Origin of the sequence: Pseudonocardia nantongensis, assembly GCF_046546495.1 — a bacterium.
In the GTDB taxonomy this organism is placed as follows: domain Bacteria; phylum Actinomycetota; class Actinomycetes; order Mycobacteriales; family Pseudonocardiaceae; genus Pseudonocardia; species Pseudonocardia nantongensis.
Map to the genome: position 1 here is coordinate 165,981 of NZ_JBKGXT010000011.1, position 24,169 is coordinate 190,149.

At 74.9% G+C, this 24,169-nt stretch carries 28 protein-coding genes; 13 read left to right on the top strand and 15 right to left on the bottom strand.

Annotation, left to right across the window (positions count from 1 at the left end):
- Window positions 1-106: 106 nt before the first annotated feature.
- A complete protein-coding gene (locus ACLFMI_RS14125; RefSeq protein WP_410948289.1) occupies window positions 107-1,279 on the bottom strand; it encodes an NAD(P)-dependent malic enzyme in 1,173 nt (390 codons plus the stop codon).
- A 347-nt stretch (window positions 1,280-1,626) separates the two neighbouring features.
- Window positions 1,627-2,649, bottom strand: a complete 1,023-nt coding sequence (locus ACLFMI_RS14130; protein WP_410948290.1) for a serine protease — start codon at window positions 2,647-2,649, stop codon at window positions 1,627-1,629.
- Between the two features lie 191 nt (window positions 2,650-2,840).
- Here ACLFMI_RS14130 and ACLFMI_RS14135 point away from each other — a divergent pair, with 191 nt between their 5' ends.
- Both ACLFMI_RS14135 and ACLFMI_RS14140 read left to right on the top strand, forming a co-directional pair.
- Window positions 2,841-3,593, top strand: a complete 753-nt coding sequence (locus ACLFMI_RS14135) for a histidine phosphatase family protein (protein ID WP_410948291.1) — start codon at window positions 2,841-2,843, stop codon at window positions 3,591-3,593.
- Window positions 3,590-4,078 (top strand): GNAT family N-acetyltransferase, encoded by a 489-nt coding sequence (locus tag ACLFMI_RS14140; protein WP_410948292.1) that lies wholly within the window; start codon window positions 3,590-3,592, stop codon window positions 4,076-4,078. The genes ACLFMI_RS14135 and ACLFMI_RS14140 overlap by 4 nt, the downstream gene beginning before the upstream one ends.
- 192 nt (window positions 4,079-4,270) lie before the next feature.
- Here ACLFMI_RS14140 and ACLFMI_RS14145 read toward each other — a convergent pair whose 3' ends face one another.
- Window positions 4,271-4,696 carry a hypothetical protein gene (locus tag ACLFMI_RS14145; RefSeq protein ID WP_410948293.1) on the bottom strand — a complete coding sequence of 142 codons (426 nt, stop codon included), beginning with the start codon at window positions 4,694-4,696 and terminating at the stop codon, window positions 4,271-4,273.
- Between the two features lie 43 nt (window positions 4,697-4,739).
- Here ACLFMI_RS14145 and ACLFMI_RS14150 point away from each other — a divergent pair, with 43 nt between their 5' ends.
- The gene (locus tag ACLFMI_RS14150) at window positions 4,740-5,690 is read left to right on the top strand and encodes a diacylglycerol/lipid kinase family protein (RefSeq protein WP_410948294.1); all 951 of its coding nucleotides are present in this window, start codon (window positions 4,740-4,742) and stop codon (window positions 5,688-5,690) included.
- Between the two features lie 425 nt (window positions 5,691-6,115).
- Window positions 6,116-6,367 carry a WhiB family transcriptional regulator gene (locus ACLFMI_RS14155; RefSeq protein ID WP_410948295.1) on the top strand — a complete coding sequence of 84 codons (252 nt, stop codon included), beginning with the start codon at window positions 6,116-6,118 and terminating at the stop codon, window positions 6,365-6,367.
- Window positions 6,368-6,599: 232 nt separating this feature from the next.
- Here ACLFMI_RS14155 and ACLFMI_RS14160 read toward each other — a convergent pair whose 3' ends face one another.
- Window positions 6,600-8,117: a sensor histidine kinase gene (locus tag ACLFMI_RS14160; RefSeq protein WP_410948296.1), complete on the bottom strand. Its 1,518-nt coding sequence runs from the start codon at window positions 8,115-8,117 to the stop codon at window positions 6,600-6,602.
- Window positions 8,118-8,205: 88 nt separating this feature from the next.
- Between ACLFMI_RS14160 and ACLFMI_RS14165 the strand changes: the two genes are divergently transcribed.
- Window positions 8,206-8,280, top strand: coding sequence for a 50S ribosomal protein bL37 (locus ACLFMI_RS14165; RefSeq protein WP_379612052.1), 75 nt, complete (start codon window positions 8,206-8,208; stop codon window positions 8,278-8,280).
- A 70-nt stretch (window positions 8,281-8,350) separates the two neighbouring features.
- Here ACLFMI_RS14165 and rsrA read toward each other — a convergent pair whose 3' ends face one another.
- Window positions 8,351-8,716: a mycothiol system anti-sigma-R factor gene (gene rsrA, locus ACLFMI_RS14170; protein ID WP_410948297.1), complete on the bottom strand. Its 366-nt coding sequence runs from the start codon at window positions 8,714-8,716 to the stop codon at window positions 8,351-8,353.
- On the bottom strand, window positions 8,713-9,429 hold the full coding sequence (locus tag ACLFMI_RS14175; RefSeq protein ID WP_410948325.1) for a sigma-70 family RNA polymerase sigma factor: 717 nt from the start codon (window positions 9,427-9,429) through the stop codon (window positions 8,713-8,715). The genes rsrA and ACLFMI_RS14175 overlap by 4 nt, the downstream gene beginning before the upstream one ends.
- Before the next feature lie 206 nt (window positions 9,430-9,635).
- Here ACLFMI_RS14175 and ybaK point away from each other — a divergent pair, with 206 nt between their 5' ends.
- Window positions 9,636-10,118 carry a Cys-tRNA(Pro) deacylase gene (ybaK, locus tag ACLFMI_RS14180; protein ID WP_410948298.1) on the top strand — a complete coding sequence of 161 codons (483 nt, stop codon included), beginning with the start codon at window positions 9,636-9,638 and terminating at the stop codon, window positions 10,116-10,118.
- A gap of 195 nt (window positions 10,119-10,313) precedes the next feature.
- On the opposite strand, the gene ACLFMI_RS14185 is transcribed toward ybaK, so the two are convergent.
- Window positions 10,314-10,916, bottom strand: a complete 603-nt coding sequence (locus tag ACLFMI_RS14185; RefSeq protein WP_410948299.1) for an alpha/beta hydrolase family protein — start codon at window positions 10,914-10,916, stop codon at window positions 10,314-10,316.
- Window positions 10,913-11,749 carry an SOS response-associated peptidase gene (locus ACLFMI_RS14190; RefSeq protein ID WP_410948300.1) on the bottom strand — a complete coding sequence of 279 codons (837 nt, stop codon included), beginning with the start codon at window positions 11,747-11,749 and terminating at the stop codon, window positions 10,913-10,915. Before ACLFMI_RS14190 ends, ACLFMI_RS14185 begins: the two co-directional genes overlap by 4 nt.
- Between ACLFMI_RS14190 and aroA the strand changes: the two genes are divergently transcribed.
- From aroA to ACLFMI_RS14205, 3 genes are read left to right on the top strand one after another with little or no spacing between them, the layout of a single operon-like run.
- On the top strand, window positions 11,748-13,082 hold the full coding sequence (gene aroA / locus ACLFMI_RS14195) for a 3-phosphoshikimate 1-carboxyvinyltransferase (RefSeq protein ID WP_410948301.1): 1,335 nt from the start codon (window positions 11,748-11,750) through the stop codon (window positions 13,080-13,082). The two genes, ACLFMI_RS14190 and aroA, sit on opposite strands and share 2 nt — an antisense overlap.
- Window positions 13,083-13,084: 2 nt before the next feature.
- A complete protein-coding gene (gene rsgA / locus ACLFMI_RS14200) occupies window positions 13,085-14,095 on the top strand; it encodes a ribosome small subunit-dependent GTPase A (protein WP_410948302.1) in 1,011 nt (336 codons plus the stop codon).
- A 40-nt stretch (window positions 14,096-14,135) separates the two neighbouring features.
- Entirely contained in the window at window positions 14,136-15,023 is an 888-nt protein-coding gene (locus ACLFMI_RS14205; protein ID WP_410948303.1) for a hypothetical protein, read from the top strand.
- A gap of 10 nt (window positions 15,024-15,033) precedes the next feature.
- Here the strand turns inward: ACLFMI_RS14205 and ACLFMI_RS14210 are convergent, their stop codons facing one another.
- From ACLFMI_RS14210 to ACLFMI_RS14220, 3 genes are read right to left on the bottom strand one after another with little or no spacing between them, the layout of a single operon-like run.
- On the bottom strand, window positions 15,034-15,972 hold the full coding sequence (locus ACLFMI_RS14210) for an SMP-30/gluconolactonase/LRE family protein (protein ID WP_410948304.1): 939 nt from the start codon (window positions 15,970-15,972) through the stop codon (window positions 15,034-15,036).
- A 20-nt stretch (window positions 15,973-15,992) separates the two neighbouring features.
- Entirely contained in the window at window positions 15,993-16,499 is a 507-nt protein-coding gene (locus ACLFMI_RS14215; RefSeq protein WP_410948305.1) for a DUF6912 family protein, read from the bottom strand.
- A gap of 34 nt (window positions 16,500-16,533) precedes the next feature.
- Window positions 16,534-17,973 carry a WS/DGAT/MGAT family O-acyltransferase gene (locus ACLFMI_RS14220; protein ID WP_410948306.1) on the bottom strand — a complete coding sequence of 480 codons (1,440 nt, stop codon included), beginning with the start codon at window positions 17,971-17,973 and terminating at the stop codon, window positions 16,534-16,536.
- Between ACLFMI_RS14220 and ACLFMI_RS14225 the strand changes: the two genes are divergently transcribed.
- The 3 genes from ACLFMI_RS14225 (at window position 17,972) to ACLFMI_RS14235 (ending at window position 20,425) form a co-directional block, all read left to right on the top strand.
- The gene (locus tag ACLFMI_RS14225) at window positions 17,972-18,787 is read left to right on the top strand and encodes a TrmH family RNA methyltransferase (RefSeq protein ID WP_410948307.1); all 816 of its coding nucleotides are present in this window, start codon (window positions 17,972-17,974) and stop codon (window positions 18,785-18,787) included. The two genes, ACLFMI_RS14220 and ACLFMI_RS14225, sit on opposite strands and share 2 nt — an antisense overlap.
- Window positions 18,788-18,883: 96 nt before the next feature.
- Complete coding sequence (locus tag ACLFMI_RS14230) at window positions 18,884-20,146, top strand: alpha-hydroxy acid oxidase (RefSeq protein WP_410948308.1); 1,263 nt, start codon at window positions 18,884-18,886, stop codon at window positions 20,144-20,146.
- 27 nt (window positions 20,147-20,173) lie between these two features.
- Entirely contained in the window at window positions 20,174-20,425 is a 252-nt protein-coding gene (locus ACLFMI_RS14235) for an antitoxin (RefSeq protein WP_410948309.1), read from the top strand.
- Between the two features lie 116 nt (window positions 20,426-20,541).
- Here the strand turns inward: ACLFMI_RS14235 and ACLFMI_RS14240 are convergent, their stop codons facing one another.
- The 4 genes from ACLFMI_RS14240 to ACLFMI_RS14255 are packed head-to-tail and all read right to left on the bottom strand — an operon-like array spanning window position 20,542 to window position 23,230.
- Window positions 20,542-20,946 (bottom strand): HAD-IA family hydrolase, encoded by a 405-nt coding sequence (locus ACLFMI_RS14240; protein ID WP_410948310.1) that lies wholly within the window; start codon window positions 20,944-20,946, stop codon window positions 20,542-20,544.
- Window positions 20,947-20,965: 19 nt separating this feature from the next.
- Window positions 20,966-21,730, bottom strand: a complete 765-nt coding sequence (locus ACLFMI_RS14245; protein WP_410948311.1) for an ABC transporter permease — start codon at window positions 21,728-21,730, stop codon at window positions 20,966-20,968.
- The gene (locus tag ACLFMI_RS14250; protein ID WP_410948312.1) at window positions 21,727-22,716 is read right to left on the bottom strand and encodes an ABC transporter ATP-binding protein; all 990 of its coding nucleotides are present in this window, start codon (window positions 22,714-22,716) and stop codon (window positions 21,727-21,729) included. The genes ACLFMI_RS14245 and ACLFMI_RS14250 overlap by 4 nt, the downstream gene beginning before the upstream one ends.
- Before the next feature lie 25 nt (window positions 22,717-22,741).
- A complete protein-coding gene (locus tag ACLFMI_RS14255) occupies window positions 22,742-23,230 on the bottom strand; it encodes a MarR family winged helix-turn-helix transcriptional regulator (protein ID WP_410948313.1) in 489 nt (162 codons plus the stop codon).
- 160 nt (window positions 23,231-23,390) lie between these two features.
- Here ACLFMI_RS14255 and ACLFMI_RS14260 point away from each other — a divergent pair, with 160 nt between their 5' ends.
- Window positions 23,391-24,017: an Rv3235 family protein gene (locus ACLFMI_RS14260; RefSeq protein WP_410948314.1), complete on the top strand. Its 627-nt coding sequence runs from the start codon at window positions 23,391-23,393 to the stop codon at window positions 24,015-24,017.
- The last annotated feature ends 152 nt before the right edge of the window (window positions 24,018-24,169 follow it).

Consider the following 24,169-nt stretch of genomic DNA (forward strand, 5'->3'; position numbering starts at 1 on the left):
CCGGCGCCGGGTTGACCCACCGTGGTCGACCGTTCACAGCGTGGTCCACACGCTCGGCGCAGCATCCGTTCGCGCACGGGCGGTAACCGGAACGGCCCCCGGAGGCTCAGCCCGCCTCGGTGGCCCGCGCGACGGCCGAGGCCACCGCCGGGGCCACCCGCGGGTCGAACGGGCCGGGGACGATCCGGTCCGGGGCCAGCTCGTCGGCGACGACGTCCACGATGGCCTCGGCGGCCGCCAGCTTCATCCGGTCGGTGATCCGGCGGGCGTGCGCGTCCAGCGCGCCCCGGAACACCCCGGGGAAGGCCAGCACGTTGTTGATCTGGTTCGGGAAGTCGCTGCGTCCGGTGGCCACGATCGCGGCGTGCCGGCGGGCGACCACCGGATGCACCTCCGGATCCGGGTTGGACAGCGCGAAGACCATGCCGTCGCCGGCCATCGTCGCCAGCAGCTCCTCGGGCAGGGTCGCGCTGGACAGCCCGACGAAGACGTCGGCGCCGTCGAGCGCGTCGGCGATCCCGCCGGTCAGCCCGCGCGGGTTGGTCACCGCGGCCAGTTCTGCCTTCACCCCGCCCCGGCCGGCGTCCACGATCCCCCTGGAGTCGAGCAGCACGACGTCGGACGCCCCGGCGGCGCGCAGGATCCGGGTGCAGGCCACCCCGGCCGCGCCGGCCCCGGAGATCACGATGCGCAGCGAGTCCAGCGGCCGCCGCTGCACCGCGCAGGCCCCGCGCAGCGCGGCGAGCAGCACGATCGCGGTGCCGTGCTGGTCGTCGTGCATGACCGGGCAGTCCAGCGCCTCGATCAGCCGGCGCTCCAGCTCGAAACAGCGCGGGGCCGAGACGTCCTCCAGGTTCACCGCGCCGAACGTCGGACGCAGCCGGACCAGGGTCTCGACGATCTCGTCGACGTCGGTGGTGTCGAGCACCAGCGGAATCGAGTCCAGGCCCGCGAACGACTTGAACAGCGCGGACTTGCCCTCCATCACCGGCAGCGCGGCCCGCGGGCCGATGTCGCCCAGGCCGAGCACCGCGGTGCCGTCACTGACCACGGCGACCAGCCGGTGCGCCCAGGTGTAGCGGGCGGCCAGCGCGGCGTCGGCGGCGATCGCCCGGCTGACGTCGGCGACCCCCGGGGTGTAGGCGATGGCCAGGTCGCGGGCGTCGGCGAGCGGGGCGGTCAGGCCGGTGGACAGCTTGCCGCCCCGGTGCGCGCCGAACACCTCGTCGGGGTCCGGGGCGGTCGTCCGGTGCTGGTCGGTCTCATGGGCGAGCGTCATCACGAACTCCTACGGGTGAACTGCGAGCGGCGCCGCGGTGGCGCCTGCCGTTGCACCGGAGGTCGCGGGTTGTCGTCGACCGAATGCGGTGCCGGACGGCCATCCCACCAGGACCGGGGCCGGATGCGGCTCCGCGGCGGGACTCGGCTGTCGGGTACTGCGGCAGAGCATAACGGCCGCTCGCGCCGGGACAGGCCGGCCCCGGCACCGCACCTGCAGTGGGCCTCCCCACAGCACGCCGCCCGCACACCACCTCCCGCGTGGTGGAGCCACATCGCTGCCGGACGCCGCGTGGGAATCGCGTCACGGCTCCACAACGCGGACGGCGGGAAGAGGGGGCGTGCTGGTCAGCGCAGTGGTGCCGGGACCAGTTCGGGGAGTGGTCGCGGCGGGGCGTACGGACCGGCCGGCTGCTCGGTCAGCGGCAGCACGGCGGACGAGAACGGCCGCGTTCCCGGCACCAGGTCCACCGGGCCGATCCGGCCGTGCTCGGTCGCGTAGTCCAGCGCCGTCGCCAGATCGGTGACGCCGTTCGCCGAGGTCGGCAGCAGCAGGCTGGACAGCAGCCCGAACGCCCTGCCCTCCCGGTCCAGGAACCCGGCGCCGGAGTCGCCCGGAACACCGCCGGGGACCGTGAGCACGACGTGCGTGCGCGGCCCCTCCGGCCGGCCCAGGCTCACGCCCTGCTTGTTCGGCGTCGCGGGCAGCTGGTTCGGCTGGTGGCTGTAGACCGGCTCGCCGTCGACGGTGCCGTCGGTGTCCAGGCCGGTCGGGCCGCCGAAGCCCGGGACGGTCGGGTCCGCCACGGCCGCGGCCTCCGGGCCCAGCCGGATCAGCGAGAGGTCGTTGAACAGGCACAGGTCGCGGTCGGTCTCGCCGCGGTCCTGCATGACCTTCCAGGAGTTGTAGGCGACGGTGCCCGAGTAGGTCCGGCCGTCGCGGCCCGCGATCCGCACCTCGATGCCCTCGGGCAGCACCGGCTCGACACAGCCGTCGACCGAGGACATCGCCTCCTCCCCGGCCATGCAGTGCGCGGCCGCCCCCAGGTAGAGATCCCCGGACGGTGCCGCCTGGTGCTCGGCGCCCCACTCGCCGTCGGCGTGCCCGTCGGGCCGGCCCGCGCCGGTGAACAGGAAGTTCGCCGTGCACAGCTCGGCACCGCCGCGGACCGGGGTCGCGATCCGGACGCCGGGACCGATCGCGCCCGGCCCGGGGGCCGGCTGTGCGGGCGCCGCCGCGGCGACCGGGGCCGTCAGCGCGGTCGTGAGGACCAGGCCCACCGCGACGCCGAGTCCGGCCAGCCGGCGTCCGGCGCGGCGGCGCGGCAGGGCCCGGACGTCCTCGAGACGGGCGGCGGTCGGCGACGGCATGGCACTCCTCGGGGTGGGGCGGGTAGCTCCCGCATTCGACCCGGTCACCCGCCGGGTCGGCGATCGCCGCGCCCGCCCACCGCCCGGCCGGGCACGCGGACCATCCCTTCGGGTGACGGCGGCGACGACCCGGGCGCCGGGCCGCCGGTGCACCGGGCGCCGCCGGCCGGGCGGCGCTAGCGTCGCCGTCCGTGACCCCCGAGCAGCCCGCCGCCGGTCGGATCTTCCTGGTGCGGCACGGCGAGACCGAGTGGTCGGCGGCCGGGAAGCACACCGGACGCTCCGACATCCCGCTGACCGACACCGGCCGCGCGGCCGCCCGCCGGGTACGGGCCGCGCTGAGCACGCTGCGCGGCAACACCCGGCCGGCCCGGGTCCTGTGCAGCCCGCGCACCCGCGCGCGCGACACGGCCGCGCTCGCCGGGCTGCGGGTCGACGCCGTCGACGACCGGCTGGCCGAGTGGGACTACGGCGCGCAGGAGGGCCTGACCACGCCGCAGATCCGGGAGTCCCTGCCCGGCTGGACCGTCTGGGACGGCCCGTGGCCGGGCGGCGAGACCCCCGACGCCGTGAGCGCCCGCGCCGACGCCGTGCTCGCCGACGCCCGGGCCTGGCTGGCCGGTGCCGATGCGGGCTCCGCCTGCGCTCCGCCCGGTGCCGATGCGGGCTCCGCCTGCGCTCCGCCCGGTGCCGATGCGGGCTCCGCCTGCGCTCCGCCCGGTATCGATGCGGGCTCCGCCTGCGCTCCGCCCGGTGCCGACGTCGTCCTGGTCGGGCACGGGCACTTCTCCCGGGTGCTGGCCGTGCGCTGGATCGGGCTGCCCGCCACCGGCGGGGTGCACGTGCGGATGGACCCGGCCGGGGTGACCGTGCTCGGGACCGAGCGCGGCGTGCCCCGTCTCGACCACGTCAACCACCGACCGCCCGCACCGGAGTCCGAGTGAGTCCCGCCGGCACCCGCCCCGCCCGGCCCGACGACGTCGAGGCCGTCGTGCGGCTGGTGCACGAGCTCGCCACCTACGAGCGGGCAGCGCACGAGTGCCGGCTGACCGGCGAGCAGCTGCACGCCGCGCTGTTCGGACCGGACCCGGTCGCCGGGGCGCTGGTCGCGGTCACCGGGCAGGACCAGGTCGTCGGCTGCGCGATCTGGTTCCGCACCTTCTCCACCTGGGAGGGCGTTGCCGGGATGCACCTGGAGGATCTCTACGTCGCCGCGGAGCACCGCGGCGGCGGGCACGGGTTCCGGCTGCTCGCGGCGCTGGCCGCGGAGTGCGCGCGGCGCGGCTGGGCCCGGCTGGAGTGGAACGTCCTGGACTGGAACGCACCGGCGATCGGCTTCTACCGCGCGATCGGGGCCGGCCCGAACGAGGGCTGGACCACCTACCGGCTCACCGGCGCACCGCTGACCGAGCTCGCGGCCCGCGGCTGAGGTCGCCCCGGGGCGTCCGGCACATGCTGCGCTGGTGGGCCCGGTGACCGGTCTGCACACCTCGATCGCTTCCACGGGCCGCGGCACACCCGTGCTGCCAGAGCTTCCTCCGACAGCGCTGTGGTGCCGTTGACCATGACGAGGGGCACGTGATGGCCCCGGCTCGCGGGATCACTCATGTGCCGGTCGCTGCTAGTCGGGATACTCGTCGCCCATCGACCAGCGCCGGGACTGCTCGCTGATCAGCAGCAGGAAGGTCAGCAGCACCAGCAGGCCGCACACGATCCCCCACACCAGCTGCCGGGACGGGCCGAGCAGGCTGTAGATCACCGGGAGCAGCAGCAGCTGGATCACGATCGCCGGGGTGCGGCAGCCGTGCGCCCCGCGGACCAGGCCGTAGCCGATCCCGACCACGGCCGCCCCGAGCAGCAGGAAGATCCCGGCCTCGGCGAGGCCGTAGTACAGGCGGGCCGGGTCGCTTCCGAACGACCGCACCCCGAACACCACCGCGACCACGACCGCGGCCAGCCCCTGCAGGGCCACCAGCCACCCGGCCACCCGGACGTTCTCCGGCGCCGGGGGTCGGCCGGCCCCCGTCTTCTCCCGTTCGTCGGCCACGGCCGCAGAGGATAGGCGGGGTGCGGTCGTTACAGTCACCGGCGTGCGCGCGCTGCTCGTGGTCAACCCCCAGGCCACGTCGACCACCGCCGCCGGCCGCGACGTCCTGACCAAGGCACTGGCCAGCGAGCTGAAGCTGGACGTGCTGCAGACCCGCTACCGGGGGCACGCCGCGGAGGCCACCGCGGCGGCCGTCGCCGACGGCGTCGAGCTGGTCGTCTCGCTCGGCGGGGACGGCACGGTGAACGAGGTCGTCAACGGCCTGCTGGCCGCCCAGACGGGCACCGGCCGCACCGCGCCCCGGCCGGACCCGCAGGCGACCGCGATGCTCGCCGTGGTCCCGGGCGGCTCGGCGAACGTGTTCGCCCGCGCGCTGGAGATGCCCCGCGACCCGGTCGAGGCCACCGGGCACGTGCTGTCCGCGCTGGCCGCGCGCCGGCACCGGATGGTCGGCCTCGGGCACGCCGACGACCGCTGGTTCACCTTCAACGCCGGCATGGGCTGGGACGCCGAGGTCGTCGCCGCGGTCGAGCGGGCCCGCGCGCAGGGCCACGACGCCAGCCCCGGCCGGTACGCGATGACCGCCATCGCGCAGTACCTGGTGCAGCTGCGCCGGCCGCCGTCGATGACGGTCGAGCTGCCCGGCGCCGCCCCGCTGGACGGCGTGCGGCTGGCGTTCGTCTCCAACACCGACCCGTGGACCTACCTGTCCGGCCGGGCGGTCCGGACCAACCCCCGGTCGTCGTTCGGCAGCGGGCTGGGGCTGTTCGCGCTGACCGGGCTGAGCCCGCGGACGATCGCCACCACGCTGCGCCAGATCCTCTCCCCGGACGGCGACCCGCACGGCCGGAACATCGTGCGGCACGACGCTGTTCCCCAGGTCAGGATCACCAGCGACCGCCCGCTGGCCCTGCAGCTGGACGGCGACCATCTCGGGGAACGCACCGAGGTGGATTTCCTGAGCGTGCCCGGGGCGCTACGCGTCGTCGTGTGAGACGGGCGGTTCGCCGCACCCTCGAAGGTCGGTCTCACACGCCGGGGTGAGCAGGCGCGCCATTCACCGATGTGAGCGGACCGTCGGTCCCGTTGGGGCTTACACCAGGCCAAACCGGTGATCCAAGGTGGTCCCTACGCAAGCGAGGGATCACGGGCAGTGCAGCCCGGGGTGTTTGGTGCGACAGCGATTCGGGTAGCCGACTCGCCGTCGGACGGGGACACTGGTTGTCAGGACCGGCCCGGCCTCCACGGAGGCCATGGGTTGCGGCGGCCGTGCGTGGTTATGAGGCCACTCACGCTCCCAGCAAGCAGTTTTCCATTGAGGACCGCTGGAGCTCGTGAAAGCATTCACAAGCTCCGGGAACACCAGCGAACATGACGATCGGCGCGACCCCGATCGCGCACCAAGAGGAGAAAGTCACCATGGACTGGCGTCACGACGCGATCTGCCGCGACGAGGACCCCGAGCTGTTCTTCCCGGTCGGCACCAGCGGCCCCGCCCTGATGCAGATCGCCGAGGCGAAGGCCGTATGCCGCCGCTGCCCGGTCACCGAGTCCTGCCTGCAGTGGGCGCTCGAGTCCGGCCAGGACGCGGGCGTCTGGGGCGGCATGAGCGAGGACGAGCGGCGCGCCCTGAAGCGCCGCGGCAGCCGCACCCGCGCGCGCACGGCCTGACCGCCGAAGAAACAGCTCCCCCGACCTCGGGCCCGTAGCCGGACGCCACCGGCCACGGGCCCGAGGTGTGTTCCGGGGCGATCTGCCACCCCGGTGGGACCGTCCACACGGTGCCGGCGCGACCTCGGCACCGGGATCAACGGCCACGGTGAGAGCGTATCCCCCACCGCTCACGGAGCCGCCCACGCCCCGGGTCACACTCGGTGACCGGGAGGTGGCCGCCCACCGGACCTCAGCCACCGCCCAGCGGTGCCCGGATCAGCGCGACGGTCCCGCCGCCATCGCGGTCCGAGACGGTGATCGTGGCCTCCAGCTCGGACCGCAGCAGCGTCCGGACGATCTGCAGGCCCAGTCCCTGCGAGGTCTCGACGTCGAACTCCGGCGGCATGCCGTGGCCGTCGTCGGCGACCGACACCTCGAGCCGGCCCGCCGAGCGCTCCGGCCGCACCACCACCTCGCCGGCCACTCCCGGGTCGTAGGCGTGCGCCAGCGCGTTGTGCACCAGCTCGGCCAGCACGAGCACCAGCGGGGTGGCCTTCGCGGCGGGTAGCGTGCCGAACCCGGTCTCGACCCGGACCCGGGCGCGCGCCTCGGTCGTCGCACCGTCCCGGATCGCCGGGAGCACCTTGGGCAGCAGCTCGTCCAGCTCCACCGTCTCGGCGACCGAGTAGGCCAGCGCCTCGTGTACCAGGGCGATCGAGGTGACCCGCCGGACCGACTCCTCCAGCGCCCGGCTGGCCTCCGGGTGCGGGCTGCGCCTGCCCTGCAGCCGCAGCAGCGCGGCGACCGTCTGCAGGTTGTTCTTCACCCGGTGATGGATCTCCCGGATGGTGGCGTCCTTGGACAGCAGCGCCGCGTCCCGGCGGCGCAGGTCGGTGACGTCGCGGACCAGCACCAGCGCGCCGGCCGCATCCCCGCGCGGGCGCAGCGGCAACGCCCGGATCAGCATCGTCGCCCGCCGGCCCTTGATCTCCATCCGGGTGGAGGGGACGCCGGTCAGCGCGTCGCCGATCCGGGTCGCGACCTCCGTGGCGTCGAACGGGTCGAGCACCAGGGCTCGGGTGACCGCCCCCAGGTCGGCCCCGGCGACGTCGCTGGCGTGTCCCATCCGGTGGTAGGCAGAGAGCGCGTTCGGGCTGGCGTAGGCGACGTTGCCGTGCACGTCCAGGCGGACCAGGCCGTCCCCGGCGCGTGGGCTGCCCTCGGCGCTGCCGGGTGGGCCGGACTGCGGCGGGAACGTCCCGTCGACGATCATCTGGCACAGGTCGGACGCGCTGCCCAGGTAGGCGATCTCCAGCGGGCTCGGCACCCGCGGCGTCGACAGGTTGGTGTCCCGGGACAGCACCGCCACGATGCGGCCCCGGTGCCGGACCGGGATGGTCTCCCGGCGTACCGGAACCTCCAGGTGCCAGCGCGGGTCGTCGTCGCGGCAGATCCGGCCCTCCAGCACCGCCCGGCGCAGCTGCCCGACCTCGACGGGCACGGCGCGGCGGCCGACGACGTCGTCCGCGTGCGCGGTGGGCGCCGTGGTGGGCCGGGCCTGGGCGACACAGAGGAACTGCGCGGTCGAGGCACGGGAGTCACCGGGCTCGACGGGCGCCTGCAGGTCGTCCAGCGGCACCCACAGCAGGAAGTCGGCAAACGACATGTCGGCCAGCAACTGCCACTCACCGACCACCCGCTGGAGGTGGTCCGCGGTCTCGCCGTCCATCGTCGTGTGCTCGGCGAGCAGCTCGCTCAGCGTGGTCACGGTCGCCCATCCCACCACATGCGAGAATCGGGGTTCCCCCGCGGCGGGATCCCGTCGCAGCCAAGATCCGCTGGAAGGAGGGCCGATCATGTCGAAGCGTGCCCGCAAGCGTCGCGACCGCGGCAAGAACAAGGCGAACCACGGCAAGAAGCCGAACACCTGAGTCGCCGTGCGAACGACGAAGGGCGGGTACCGGAGTTCCGGTACCCGCCCTTTCGCGTGTTCGCCTGCGGTCAGCGCTCCCGGCGGATCTCGGTGCGCCGCTGGGACACCGACACGCTGGTGCCCTCCGGCCCGGACTCCACGGTCACCTGGGCCTGCTCGAGCACCGCGGAGCGGATCTGCGAGCGCAGCCGGTCCTTCAACGACGCCGGGGCCGCCTCGCCACCGCATTTGCGGGCCAGCAGCGCCTTGAGCTTCTCGTCGATGCCGTACTCCGCCAGGCAGGGCGCGCAGTCGTCGAGATGCTGCTGCAGCACCCGCCGGCGCTGCGGGTCGCACTCCTGGTCCAGGAACATCCAGACCTCGGCGAGTACCTCGCTGCAGCCGGTGTCCCCGGCGAGCGGATTACGCTCCTGCGGACCGTCCTCGGCGCTCACGATGCCGTCACCTCCTGGTCGCCGACGGAGGCGCCACCGCGCACGACACCGCGGTCACGCGCGACGCCGGTCAACATGTCGCGCAGCTGGCGGCGCCCCCGGTGCAGCCGGGACATCACGGTGCCGATCGGGGTGCCCATGATCTCGGCGATCTCCTTGTAGGCGAACCCCTCGACATCGGCCAGGTAGACGGCCATCCGGAAGTCCTCCGGCAGCGCCTGCAGGGCCTCCTTGACGTCACTGTCCGGCAGCGCGTCCAGCGCCTCCACCTCGGCCGACCGCAGCCCGGTGGAGCTGTGCCCACCGGCCTGTGCCAGCTGGTAGTCCGTGATCTCCTCGGTGGGCGACTGCACGGGCTGACGCTGACGCTTGCGGTAGCCGTTGATGTAGGTGTTGGTCAGGATCCGGTACAGCCACGCCTTGAGGTTGGTGCCACGGCGGAACGACCCGAACGCCGAGTAGGCCTTCAGGAAGGTCTCCTGCACGAGGTCCTCGGCGTCGGCCGGGTTCCGCGTCATCCGCAGCGCCGCGCCGTAGAGCTGGTCGAGCAACGGCATCGCGTCCCGCTCGAAACGGGCGGTGCGGTCCTCGACGCTCTCGTCCTCGGGCGCCCGGTTGCCCTGCTCGTCGGCAGGACCGGCCTCGGGCGTGTCGAGCTCCTGCCCGGGTCCGCCCGCTGCGCGGGCATCGTCCTGATCCGGCTTCTCCGACAACGGTCCCCTCTCCAGTGACACGAGCCGCGCGCCGGTGCGGCTCACCGGCGCGGCGGACCCGTCGGAGAGTACGCGCTCCCGCCGACCCGAGCCGGTCGACGGCGCCTCCATCACTGCTGTGCTCACGTCCGGAACAACGGTGCGACCCGCCCCGGCATTCCCGTAGGTTCGCCGCGCACACCGCAGCGGGAGGGCGAGGGAGAACGATGGCGGGCAAGGGCACCCCGGCGACGGCGCTGCTGGCGAAGCGCCAGGTGCACCACGAGCTGCACACCTACACCCACGCCGAGGGCGCCGGGTACGGCGCCGAGGCCGCGGAGCTCATGGGGCAGGACCCGCAACGGGTGTTCAAGACCCTGGTCGCGCTGGTGGACGGCACGATGACGGTCGGGATCGTGCCGGTCTCGGCCCAGCTGGACCTCAAGGCACTGGCCGCCGCGGCCGGCGGGAAGAAGGCGGTGCTCGCCGAGATCGCCGACGCCGAGCGGGCCACCGGCTACGTCGCCGGGGGGATCTCGCCGCTCGGGCAGCGCAAGCGGTTGTCGACGGTACTGGACGTCTCGGCCCGGGAGTTCCCGACGATCTACTGCTCCGGTGGGAGGCGTGGCCTGGAGATCGAGCTGGGTCCGGACGACCTCGTGTCGCTCACCGGCGCGACGGTCGCGCCGATCGCCGCGGATGCCCCGTGACGGCGCCCTGCATCCTGATCTCCGGCGCCGAGCATCGCGGGCCCCGCCCTCGCCTGGTGGCTGAACCGGTGCGGCTGGAGCACCACGGTCGTCGAGCAGTTCGACGACCGCCGCGAGGGCGTTTCCGAACCGAGCCGCGAGAACGCGCACTCGGGCAGCTATCCGATCTGATCGGGGTCACGGCACCGGACGTCGCTACGTCGCGCCCAACCCGGTCAGCCAGTCCCCGACCGCCGACTCCAGCGCGGCCCGGTCCTTCTTCAGCCCGTGATCGCCGTCGAGCAGCACCACCCGACGGTCCGGGCCGTCCTCCGGGACGCCGAAGCGGTCGTTGCGGCCCTGCACCACCAGCACCGGCGCCCCGGCCCCGTCCAGCTCGGGCTGCCGGGTCCTCTCCGGCTTCCCGGGCGGGACCAGCGGGAACGCCAGGCACAGCACAGCGGCCGCGCCGACCGCCGCAGCGGTCCGGCAGGCGACCCGGGCCCCGGAGCTGCGCCCGCCGGTGACCAGCGGCAGCCCGTCGCGCACCGCGTCCACGACGGCGAGCCATGCCTCGTCGAGATGCCCGGCCGGTGCCGGAGCCCGCTTCCCGGCCACCCGGTACGGCTGCTCGACCAGCCCGACGTCCCAACCGGCCGCGACGGCCGCACCGGTGGCGGCGACCAGGTCCGGGGCGGCGATCCCGCCGCCCGCGCCGTGCCCGAGCAGCAGCAACCCGACCGGCGTCGCGGCCCGGTGCCGGGTGACCCGGGCGGGCCCGCGCGGAGTCTCGATCTCGGCGGTCTCCGGCTCGGTCACGACAGCAGGTCGAGCTGGACCGGCTCGCGCACCTGGTCGTCCGGGATCCGCTCCAGCAGCTCGGGCCCGTTGTTCCGGACGCTGTTGACCTGCGACGACACCGGCCGGACCTCCAGGGTGGACACCAGCTCCGGGGACGGCGGCGCCAGCAGCCGGGCGACGGCGTCGTCGGACGGGCCGGAGTCCGGATCCAGCCAGGCGTCCCAGGCGTCCGCGGGCAGCACCAGCGGCATCCGGTCGTGCACCTGGGTCAGCGGCCCGACCGCCTCGGTCGTCAGCACGCAGGCGGTGACCAGGCCGTCGGGGTACTTCTCGGCCAACTCACCCTCCTTCGGCCGCCAGAACTCCCAGATGCCGGCCATCGCCAGCGTCGCGCCGTCGGCGTAGCCGGTGAAGTACGGCTGCTTGGACGGCTTGCCGGTCCCACCCTCCGACTTCGGGATCGCGTCGTGGCGCTGCCACTCGTACCAGCCGTCGGCCGGGAACAGGCACCGCCGCGAGGCCACCGCCCGACGGAACGCGGGCTTCTCGGCGACCGTCTCGGAACGGGCGTTCACCATCCGCGCCCCGGCCGAGGGGTCCTTGGACCAGAACGGCACCAGGCCCCAGCGCACGGTCCGCAGCGACCGCTCGGTGCTGCCCGTGTCGGCAGTGCCCTCGTCGCCCTCGTCGCCCTCGTCGCCGCGGGGGTGCCGCTCGACGACCACGGTGATGTCCTTGGTCGGCGCGACGTTGTAGTCGGCGGACCGCGCGTCCTCGGCCGTCGCATCGACGGCGTGGAACTCGTCCGCCAGGTCCGCGGGAGCCTTCGTGGAGGCGTACCGGCCGCACATGCGTCCATCCTTCCACGTGCGGAAGGATGGGACCGTGAGCTTCTGGTCCGCCCCCACGCCCGGCGCCCCGGTGACCGGCACCGTGTCCGTGCCCGGTTCCAAGTCGGTCACCAACCGCGCGCTCCTGCTCGCCGGACTGGCCGGTGGCGAGGCCCGGGTGACCGGCGCCCCGCCGACCCGGGACACCACGCTGATGACCGGCGCGCTGGCCGCGCTCGGGGTGCCCGTCCGCACCGCGGGCGACACGGTGCTCGTCGGCGCGCACGGCGGGCTGCGCGGTGGCACCCCGGAGCTCCCGGCGGAGGTCGACTGCGGCCTGGCCGGCACCGTCATGCGCTTCGTGCCGCCGGCCGCGGCCACCGCGACCGGCGCGGTCCGGTTCGACGGCGACCCCCGCTCCCGGGAACGCCCGATGGGCACCGTCCTGGACGCGCTGCGCGCGCTCGGCGCCCGGATCGACGGCGACGCGCTCCCCTTTCGGCTGGACGGCACCGGCCCGATCCGGGGCGGCGAGGTGACGATCGACGCGTCGGCGTCCTCCCAGTTCGTGTCCGGGCTGCTGCTGTCCGGGGCACTGTTCGAGCGCGGTGTGACCGTGCGCCACGTCGGCGCCGCGCTGCCCTCGCTGCCGCACATCGACATGACAGTGGACATGCTCCGGTCGGCGGGGGTCACGGTGCGCGACGACGAGCCGGACACCTGGCGGCTCGAACCCGGACCGGTCGCGGTGCGCGACCGGGTGATCGAGCCGGACCTCTCGAACGCCGCGGTGTTCCTCGCCGCCGCCGTCGTCACCGGCGGCCGGGTCACCGTGCGCGGCTGGCCGGCGGAGACCACCCAGGCCGGCGTCGACGTGCTGCCGGTGCTGGAGGCGTTCGGCGCGCGGGTCGAGACCTGTGTGGACGGTCTTACCGTCACCGGCCCGGACCGGCTGTCCGGGGTGGACGTCGACCTGCACGACGCGGGCGAGCTCGCCCCGACCGTCGCCGCGGTCGCCGCCCTGGCGTCGGGGGCGTCGCGGCTGCGCGGCATCGGGCACCTGCGTGGTCACGAGACCGACCGGCTCGCCGCGCTGGCCACCGAGATCACCGCGCTCGGCGGCGCCGTCACCGAGATCGACGACGGCCTGGCGATCGACCCGAAGCCGCTCGCCGGCCGTGCCGACCGGCCGTGGGGCGCCTACGCCGACCACCGGATGGCCACCGCCGGGGCGATCGTCGGGCTGGTGGTGCCCGGTGTGCTGGTCGACGACATCGGCTGCACCGACAAGACCATCCCGGACTTCCCCGGCCGCTGGGCCGACCTGCTCGGGACCGGGCCGGGAGCGCGCTGACCGTGCCCCGCGACGCGCGCGCCTACGACGAGACCGACGTCCGGGTCCGGCCCGGACGCCGCAGCACGCGCCCGCGCAGCAAGCGCCGTCCCGCACACGCCGACGCCACCCGGGCGATGGTGACCGCAGTGGACCGCGGGCGCTGGACCTGTGCGCCGGAAGCCGATCCAGAGCGGACTCCGGTGACCGCGATGCGGGCCCGCGAGCTCGGCCGGACACCGGTCGTCGTCGGGGACCGAGTGGACCTGGTCGGCGACCTGAGCGGGGAGCCGGACACGCTCGCCCGGATCGTGCGGGTGGCCGACCGGGAGACCGTGCTGCGCCGCACCGCCGACGACACCGACCCGTTCGAGCGGGTGGTGGTGGCCAACGCCGAGCGGCTCGTCGTCGTCACCGCGGTGGCCGACCCGGTCCCGCGCTCCGGGTTCGTGGACCGCTGCGTGGTCGCCGCGTTCGCCGGTGGGCTGGAACCGGTGCTGTGCCTGACCAAGTCCGATCTCACCGACCCGGAGCCGTTCGCCGCGCGGTACCGCGAGCTCGGCCTCCCGGTGGTGGTGACCGGGCGGGCCGACGGGGCCACCACCGGGCTGGACGCGCTGCGCGCGCAGCTCTCGGGACGGCTGTGCGCGCTCGTCGGGCACTCCGGGGTCGGCAAGTCGACACTCGTCAACGCCGTCGTACCGGCGGCGGAGCAGGCCACCGGCCGGGTCTCGGGCGTCGGCAAGGGCCGGCACACGACGGTCGCGGCGCTGGCCTTCCCGCACGCCGACGGCTGGGTGGTCGACACCCCGGGCGTGCGGTCGTTCGGGCTCGCCCACGTCGGCCCGGACGACGTCGTCGCCGCGTTCGGCGACCTCGCCGACGCGATCGACGACTGCCCGCGCGGTTGCGGGCATCTCGGGCCGCCCGCCGATCCGGAGTGTGCACTGGACGACCTGGTGTCGGCGGGCACGCTCGCCGGGGGGAGACTCGATGCGTTGCGCCGCATCCTGGTGGCGCTCGACCAGGGCTGACCCGGCACCGGCCGGCACCGCCCGGGCGAGGAGGCGAGGCGTGCCGGTCCGGCCCGCGACGACGCCGCCCGCGCTCCCGGCGCTGCTCGCCCTGCTGCTGCCGCTGGTCCTCCTGCTCGCCGGGTGCAGCGGCTCGTCCGGCGCACCGCTCGCCGACCCCGATCCGGACGCGGTCGTGCTGCCCAAGTACCACGACCCACGCCGGCTGCTCGCCGACGTCGGCGCCCGGATGCACGCCGACGGCAGCGCGCAGCTGTCGCTGGAGGGCACCCTGACCGGCACGTCCGGCCCGATCCCGGTGACCGGCGACGGGGCGCTGCTGTTCGACCGGGCCCGTCCCGGGGCCGAACCGGCGGTGCGCCTGGAACTGCGCTCCGGCGGTACCTCGGCCGGGACCGGCCTGATCCGCACGGGCGGGCGGACCTGGCTGCGCCCGCCCGGGGCCGGCTGGCTGGAGGCGGGCCGGGACCCGATGCCGGCCGGCACCGAGAGCAGCGCCAACGGAACGAGCACCAGCACCGAGAGCAGCACCGGCGGAACGAGCACCAGCGCCGAGGCGATGATCGCCGCGAACGCGGCCGCCGGCGCCGACCCGCTGGTCGACGTCTCCCGTTACGCCGACGCCGTGCTCGTCGCGGACGCCGTCGACGAGCGGGTCGACGGGGTGCCGGCGGTGCGCTACACGCTCGTCGTCGACCTGGCCCGGGCCATCACCGCGGAGGCCGACCCGGCGCGCCGCGCGGCCCTGCAGGCCCAGCAGCAGGCCGGGACGACCCGGCTCAGCAGCGAGATCTGGCTGGACGCCGAGCGGCACCCGGTGCAGGGCCGGATCCGCCGGTCGCTGCCCGGTGCGGGCACCCTGGAGCTGGTCACGCATTACCGGGACTGGGGCTCTCCGGTGACCGTGGACCCGCCCGCCGCGGGCTGAGCGTCCCGCCTCAGCGGCGGAACGCCAGGTCCAGGCCCTCGGTCGGCCAGGTGCAGCGGTACAGCCGGCCCCATCCGGACGAGGTGATCCAGGCGTCGGAGGACCCGGCACCGGCGAAGCAGATGTTGGTGACGTGCGGGTCGTGCTCCGGCGGCGCGGCGGTGCCGAGCAGCTCGCCGTCCGGTGCCAGCACGCTGATCTCGCCGGTGACCAGGGTGGCGACGCAGACGTTGCCCTCGGCATCGACGGCCAGCGAGTCGAGGTTGCGGAACCCGGCGAAGCCGTGCAGCAGCCGGGCGTCGCCGGGGCCGGGCGGGCCGGGCAGCCCGGCCGGCGCCGCGAGGGTGCCGGGGCCGGTCACCGTCCAGCACCAGACGCGGCCGGTGCCGGTCTCGGCGACGTAGATCCGCTGCCCGTCCGGGGAGAGACCGACGCCGTTCGGGGTGGTCAACGGGTGCACCACCTCGGTGATCGACGAGCCGTCCGGCAGCGCGTGGTAGAGCGCGCCGGTGTCCGTCTCCCGCTCGCGACGCTTGCCGAGGTCGGTGAACCAGAAGCCGCCGTCGGGGGCGAACACCAGGTCGTTCGGTCCGCGCAGCCCGTCGTAGAGGGTGCGAATGTCCCCGGTGTCGAGGTCGACGCGCAGGATCTTCCCGCCGCTGTAGTCCGGCGGCTGGTGCCCGGGGTAGACGGTTCCGTCCGGGCGCTCGTGCCAGGTGAAGCCGCCGTTGTCGCACACGTAGACCGCGCCGTCCGGGCCGATCGCGGCACCGTTCGGGCCGCCGCCGGTCTGCGCGACGAGCTCGTGCGTGCCGTCCGGGAGCACCCGGGTCAGCCGGCCGGCCCGGATCTCGACGACCAGTACCGAGCCGTCCGACAGAGCCACCGGGCCCTCCGGGAACGCCAGCCCGCGGGTCACCTCGTGCATCAGCGGTGCGGTGAACACCATTCGGCCTCCATTCACGGGCTTCAGCCCAGCTCGACCAGGAACGCCAGCTCGGACCCCGCGTACCAGGCCAGGTCGTGGTCCTCGACCTCGCCGACCAGGAACTCGGCGTCCAGGTCGCCGAGATCGGCCCTGTCCACCACCCCGGCGGCCTGCCGGACGGCGTGCTCGGCCTCCGGCAGGTCGACGTGCACCGCGACGATCTTCGCGACCGGCACCGGGCCGGCGACCCGCACCGCGCCGTCGTCGAGGTCCGGGCGCAGCGTGACGTCCTCGGAGTCGGCGGCGACCACCACCCGCCGCGCCGGGGTGCCCTCCTCGCCGAGCCCGAACTCGACGGCGAGCAGCCGCAGCGAGGCGCGGGCGGCCTCGCTCATCGCGGCGTACTCCAGCTCCTCGTCGTCGCCGGAGGTGTAGGACTCGCGCAGCTTCGGGGTCAGCGCGAACGCGGTTCCGCCGAGTGGCTCGAAGGTGCCGGTGGACACCGTGCGCGCCAGCATCGGCCAGGTCGCGGGGAGGTAGATCCGCACGTGTATCGGTTCCCGTCTCTGTGGCGGCGAGGGTCTAACGCAGGGTCTCGAGGAGCTCGTCCAGCGACTCGTTCACCATCCCGGCGAGCACCTCGAGGTCCGGCATCGCGTCCCGGTCCCCGTTGAGTCCGTAGTAGACGCCACCGTTGTAGCTGGTCAGTCCGACCGCGACGGCCTGACCCTTGGCCAGCGGCACGACCGGGAACATCTCCAGCATCTGCGCCCCGGCGGCGTAGAGCGGGAACTGCGGGCCCGGCACGTTGGTCACGACGAGGTTGAAGAAGTGCCGGGACATCTCGTTCGCCGCCCGCGCCCCGACCGCGTGCAGGGTCGGCGGGGCGAACCCGCCGATCCGGACCAGGGTGTCGGCACCGACCGCGTCGCCGGTGTCGGTGTGCTCGCGCATCTGGTGGGTGACCTGGTGCAGCCGCACCAGCGGGCTCGGCTCACCCACCGGCAGGTCCACCAGGAACGACGCCACCCGGTTGCCCAGCGAGCCACCGGTCGCAGAGCTCGGGACGTCGCCCTCGCCGCGCACCGACAGCGGTACCAGCGCGCGCACCGTGGACGACCCGCCGACCGGCTCGCCGCGCGACATCAGCCAGGTCCGCAGCGCCCCCGCGATCACCGCGAGCACGACGTCGTTGACGTCGCAGCCGTAGGCGGCCCGGACCTTGCGGTAGTCCTCCAGGTCGGTGCGGGCCAGCGCGAACCGGCGCTGGGTGGAGATCTCGGCGTTCAGCGGCAGCCCGGGTGCGCGACGGCCCGCGGTGCGCGCCATCGTCAGCACCTTCCCGGCGGCCCGGCCGACCTTGCCGACGGTGGCGAGCGCGTCCCCGGTCGCGGTGCGCACGTTGTCCACCAGCTCGCTCGGCCGGCTCACCGCTTCCCCGACGGCGTCCAGCACCAGCTGCCCGTCGGTGGGCTCCGGGCGCGGCATCCACAGCTCCTCCGGGATGTCCGGGGGCTCGGCGGACACGTCCAGGATGACCTGCCCGATGTCGATCGCGGAGATCCCGTCGACCATCGCCTGGTGGGTCTTGGTGAGCACCGCGGCCCGGCCGGCCTTGCCGCTGCCGGGCCCGCTCGACGCCGGCGCGACCCCCTCGATCAGGTACATCTCCCACAGCGGGCGCTCGTGGTCGAGCGGGCGCGACATCAGCCGCCCGACCAGTTCGGTCAGCTGCTCCTCGCTGCCCGGACGGGGCAGCGCCGAGCGCCGCACGTGGTAGGCGATGTCGAACTCGGGGTCGTCCACCCAGACCGGGCGGGCCAGGTTGCCCGGAACGTGCCGCACCTTCTGCCGGTAGCGGGGCACCAACGCCAGCCGCTGCTCGATCAGCTCCACGAGGCGGTCGTAGTCGAAGCCGCTGCGCGGGCGCCGGAACACGGCGAGGCCGCCGACGTGCATCGGCGTGGTCGCCTCCTCCAGGTACAGGAACGAGGCGTCGAGCGGGGAGAGCCGGGACGGCATGGTCGCGATCCTACGTGCGAGGCTGGGCCGTGTGAGCGACCCAGTGCCCCGTGCGGCATCCCCCGCGGTGTCTCCGAAGGACCGCTTCATCACGGTGTACGGCCGCAAGCCGGTCCTGGAGGCGCTGGCCGACCCGGAGCTCGAGGTGGACAAGGTCGTGCTCGCCGACACCGTGCGCGGAGGGGCGGAGCGGGAGATCACCGGGGCCGCCCGGGGCCGCGGGGTGCCGGTGCGGCGGGAGAGCGCGCACCGGGTGAAGGTGCTGGCCGGCAACGGCCGGCACGACCAGGGGGTGCTGGCCGACGTCGTCGCGCCGCGGATGGCGCCGCTGCCGGTGTTCCTGTCCGATCTGGGCTCGCGCCGGCCGGCGTCGGTGCTGGTGCTGGACGCCGTCACCAACCCGTCCAACGTCGGGATGCTGCTGCGGACCGCCACCGCCGCCGGGTTGGAAGGCGTCCTGCTGCCCCGCCGCGGCGTGCCGTCGATCGACCCGCTGGTGATCAAGGCGTCGGCCGGGGTGGCGTTCGCCGCGTCGGTGCTGCGCAGCGGCACCACGGTCGAGGGGATCGAGCTGATGCGCGCGGCCGGGTTCACGGTGTTCGGCCTGGACGCCGGCGCCGGATCGCTGCTCGACGCCGAGCTCCCGCACCGGGTCGCGCTGGTGCTCGGCAACGAGACCGAGGGCCTGTCCGACGACGTCCGGCAGGTCTGCGACGGGCTCCTGTCACTTCCCATGTACGGCGGCGTGGAGTCGCTGAACGTCGCCTCGGCGGGCGCGGTCGCCGCCTACGAACTGCTCCGCCGACGCCCCTGAACCCGCGTCCCCCTCGCGCTGCGTCGCCCCCTCGCGTCGTGGAGCCCCACCCTGATGGCTCCACAACAGGAGGGTGACGTGCCTAGGCTGGCTCGCATGGTGCGACGTCGCGTCCCCCGCCCGTCCGAGCTGGCGCCGCTGCTGCGGCCCGCGCCCTTCACGCTGGACCGGACGGCGGCCCGGCTGGCGCGCGCGGCGAGCATCCACGATCTGCGGCGCCTGGCCCGCAAGCGGGCGCCGCGCGCGGTGTTCGACTACGCCGACGGCGCGTCCGAGGACGAGGTCAGCCTGCGCCGCGCCCGCGACGTGTGGTCCTCGGTCGAGTTCTCCCCCACCGTGCTGCGCGACGTGTCCCGGGTCGACACCGGCCGGGACGTCCTCGGGAAGCGCTCCGCGCTGCCGTTCGCGCTGGCCCCCACCGGCTTCACACGCATGATGCACACCGCGGGCGAGCAGGCGGTGGCTTCCGCGGCGGCCGGTGCCGGGATCCCCTACGCGCTGTCCACCATGGGCTCGACGACGGCCGAGGGCGTCGCCGAGGCGGGCGCCGGCGGGCGGCACTGGTTCCAGCTCTACCTGTGGCGGGACCGCGCGGTCGCCCGCGACCTCGTCGCCCGGGCCGCGGACGCCGGATTCGACACGCTGCTGCTCACCGTGGACACCCCGGTCGGCGGGAACCGGCGCCGTGACGTGCACAACGGACTGTCCATCCCGCCCGCGCTGTCACTGCGCACGTTCGTCGACGGCGCCCGGCACCCGCGCTGGTGGTTCGACCTGCTCACCACCGAGCCGCTGACCTTCGAGAGCCTCGCCGCCGGGGGCGGGTCGCCGTTCGAGGTGATCAACCGGGTGTTCGACCCGGCGCTGACCCTGGACGACGTCGCGTGGCTGCGCGAGACGTGGCCGGGCGCGCTTGTGATCAAGGGCGTGCAGTCGGTGACCGACGCCCGCCGGGTCGTCGACGCCGGCGCGGACGCGGTGCTGCTGTCCAACCACGGCGGCCGCCAGCTGGACCGGGCCCCGGTCCCGGCCGAGCTGATCGAGCCGGTCGTGCAGGAGCTCGGGGACGATGCCGAGGTGCTGGTCGACACCGGGATCATGCACGGTGGCGACGTCGTCGCGGCGGTGGCGCTGGGTGCGCGCGCGGCGCTGGTCGGCCGGGCCTACCTCTACGGCCTCATGGCCGCCGGGGAGGCCGGGGTGCAGCGCTCGATCGAGATCCTGCGGGCCGAGGTGGAACGGACGATGCAGCTCGTCGGGGTCACCCGGGTCGAGGATCTGCGGCCCCACCACGCGCGCCTCCGCTCGTCGATTGCCCACTCCCGCCACCCGAACGGAGGACGCGCCCCGGGTGCGTGAGCCGCTCGGCCGGTCCACGATGGCCGTATGGGTTTCCTGGACAAGGCCAAGGAGCTGCTCGGCAAGCACGACGACAAGGTCGATCAGGGCCTGAACAAGGTCGGCGATGCGGCAAAGCAGAAGTTCGCCGGGCACGAGGAGCACATCGACAAGGCCACGGGCATGGCCCGGGACAAGACCGGGGAGGGCGACACCACCCAGGGGCAGCCGGGTCAGGCCCCGCCGCCCGGGGAGGCCCCGCCGCCCCCGCCCGGGCAGGGTCCGCCCCCGCAGCAGTGACACCGCGCCGGTGACGCCGGCGCAGCAGGACCGGCCCGGCAGCCCGGGACCGGCCGACGAGGCGCCGTCCGCGATCCGCGGTCGGCGCCTCCGCATGTCCGGAGCCGGGCGGCGGCTCAGCCCGTCGCTGGGACGCCGAGCAGGATCTCCAGCTCGGCGAGGGTGGCGCCGGCGTTCTCGTGCCGGACCCCGACCATCCCGGCCGCGACGGCACCCCGCACGCAGACACCGGTGTCGTCGACCAGCACGCAGTCGCGGGTCGGCACCCCGAGCTCGGCGGCGACCGCGGCGAACGCGTCCGGACTGGGCTTTCGGGCGCCGCGCACCGCCCCGAGCAGCACCGTGTCGAAGGCGCCTGCGCACTCGTCCGGAACGGCGTGCGCTCCGGAGAACAACGCGGTGCGCACCCCCGCCGCGGCCGCGCGGCGGGCGTAGTCCAGCAGCAGGTCGGCGTCGCCGGGCTCGTCGAGGACCCCGCCGAAGTCGACGATCAGGCCGCGCAGGGTGCGTGCTTCCGCCACCGGCTCGACGGTACCGGGCTCAGTCCAGGGCACGGCGGAGGAACCCGCGGATGCCCAGCAACGTGAACAGCACGATCGCCACCACCGGGACCAGCAGGCAGATCCACAGCGGGATGTGCGGGACCTCCGGCACCAGCGCGGCGCGGATGCCCTCGCTGACGAACGTGAGCGGGTTGAGCGCGGACAGCACCTGGAACCAGCGCAGGTCGGTCAGGCTCAGCCACGGGTACTGCACCGAGCCGGTGAACAGCAGCGGTGTGAAGATCACCGCGAACAGGATGTTGATCCGCCGCGGCGGCACCGCGGTACCGATGGTCAGGCCCATCGCGGCGCCGAGCAGGGCGCCCAGCACCACCATCAGCAGGGCCGGGAGGAGCCCCGCGGCGGGCCAGCCGACGTCCACCATCAGCAGTCCGATCGGGACCATCAGCAGGCTCGCCAGCAGCCCGCGCAGCCCGGCGAAGACGACCTTCTCGACGGCGACCGCCCACACCGGCAGCGGCGCGAGCAGCCGGTCGTCGATCTCCCGGCTGAAGGACAGCTCGAACACCAGCGGGAACGCGACGCTCTGCAGCGCCCCGAACATCGCGTTCAGCGCGATCAGACCGGGCAGCATGATCTCGCCGTAGCCCTCAGCGACGAACCCGCCCCGGCCGAGCACCACCACGAAGACCAGCAGGAAGAAGAACGGCTGGATGAGCACCTGGGCCAGGAACGAGGGCAGCTCCCGGCCGGTGACGTAGATGTCGCGGCCCAGCACCGCGAGGAACGCGCGCCCGCTCACCGCAGGTCCTTCCCGGTGAGGTCGATGAAGACGTCCTCCAGCGTCGCCTCGCCGAGCGAGACGTCCCGCACGACGGCACCGTGCCGGCCGAGCAGGTCGACGACCGGGGCGAGCAGGGTCGCCGGGTCGCAGGTCACCGACAGCCGCACCGCCACCGCCGGGTCGTCCGGTTCGGACGGTGCACGGCCCGGCGGCGCCTCCACCCGGGCGACGCCGTCCACCCCGGACAGCGCGGTGCGCAGCGCCTCCGCGCCACCCGGCCCCGGTACGGCGACGACCTCGACGGTCGCGCCGCCGGGGAGCCCGCGGACCAGCGCGTCCGGGGTGTCCAACGCGAGCAGCGTGCCGTGGTCGACGATGCCGACCCGGTCGGAGAGCTTGTGCGCCTCGTCCATGTCGTGCGTGGTCAGGACGACGGTGATGCCCTCGGCGCGCAGGCCCGCGATCTGGTCGTGCACGAACAGCCGGGCCTGCGGATCGAGGCCGGTGGAGGGCTCGTCGAGGAACAGCACCTCCGGCCGGTGCATGAGCGCGCGGGCGATCATCACCCGCTGTGCCTGCCCGCCCGAGAGGTCGTCGGCGATCGCCTTCGCCTTCCCGGTGAGCCCCATCCGTTCCAGCAGCTCGTCGGCGCGGGCGTTGCGCTCGGCCCGGCCGACACCGTGGTAGGCGGCGTGGAAGACCAGGTTGTCGCGAACCCCGAGCGAGCGGTCCAGGTTCACCCGCTGCGGGACGACGGCGAGCCTGGCGCAGACGGCGACGGCCTCGGTCCGCACGTTCAGCCCGGCCACCCGGGCGAGGCCCGAGGTCGGCACGACCCGCGTCGTCAGGACCCCGACGGTCGTGGTCTTCCCCGCCCCGTTCGGCCCGAGCAGGCCGAACACCTCGCCCTCGGTGACCTCGAAGGACAGTCCGTCGACGGCGTTGCCGGGCGCCTTCGGGTACCGCTTCACCAGGTCGACGACCTCGACCGCCGCGCCACCCATGTCGCTCCCCCTCCGGCCGCGCGGATCACCCGGCGGCTACGGACCGATCCTGCTCCAGCCGCGCGATGACCGCGACCAGATACTCCCGGACGGCCGCCGCGTGCCCGTCCGGCGGGTCCGGCAGGGCGGGCCCGGTGGCTCCGGACGCGGCGTGCAGCCGCGCGCGGCCCCGGGTGGTGAGCGCGACCCGCTGCACCCGGCGGTCGGCGGGGTCCCGGGCACGGACGACGTCGCCGCTCTCGGCCAGCGCGTCGAGCACCGGGGTGAGCGTGGCCGGTGCGACCCCGGCGCGGGCCGCGAGCTCGCGCTGGGCCGGGCCGTCGACCCGGGCGAGCACCCGCAGGACGGCGAGGGCGGTCGCCGACGTGCCGTGCTCGGCGGCCCGCCGCCTGCGCTCGGCGACGACGGCGGCCCCGGCCCGGGCGACCAGGTCGGCCAGATCGGCCAGCGGCGGCGCCGGCTCGCCGGGAGCGTGCGGGACGGGCCGGTCGGAGGTGGCCATCGCGGAGGTCATCCCAGGACGGTAGGGCGGCCGCCGTCCCCGCCGAGGCCGTTCGCCGTGCCGACGCTGCGGCTGTGAACGGTGCGGGCACGAACGGTGCGGGCCGAACGCAACGGTGCCCAACCGGGGCCGATCCGCACGCCTTGCACCGGCCGGGGCCGACGCTCGTCGCATGGCTGCGATGACCACCGCCGCGTCCACCGTGGGCGACCGGCCCGCCGGCGTCGAGCACGGGGTCACCGTGCTCCCCGGCGGGGTCCGGATGCGCGCGCCCGGCCACGAGCCGCCGGCCGTGCGACTCCCGGTGGCGCAGTCCCCGGCGCCCGTGGCAGCGGCCGCGCCGGAACCGGCGCCGCCCCCGGCAGCGGTCCCGGTGGACGGCACGGCGCCCGGTGCGGGCGGCTCCGTCCCGGGCGCGCCCGCCGACCGTGAGCGGGTACTCGTCCGCGCGAGCGAGCTGGTCCGGACGGTCACCGAGGTTCTGGCCGGGCACCGCCCGCCGGGCCACCTCACCGGAGTCGCGACGCCGTCGGTGCTGCGCTACCTGACCTGCGCCCGCCCCGGGACGACGGCACTCCGGTCCCGGCCGGCCGGGCGGGGCGGCCGAGCGGGTGTCCCGGGCTGCACGCCCCCGGGCGCCCGGCGGCGCCCGCGGCTGCACGTGGGGCACCCGCACCCGGATGCCGCGGAGGTCTGCACGACGGTGCTCCTCGGCGGCCGGATCCGAGCGCTGGCGCTGCGACTCGACCGCGCGGACGCCGATGCGCCGTGGGCCGTCACCGCAGCCCGGCTGCTGTGAGCCGACCGGCGTCAGACATCCCACGGGCTGGGCTGTCAAGCGGCGGTCTGGTGATCGTGCTGGTGGTGCCCCCAGGCGGTGGCTTCGTCGTAGCGGGTTCCGGTCTTGAGGCAGCCGTGCAGGATGCCGACCAGTCGGTTGCTGAGTTGGCG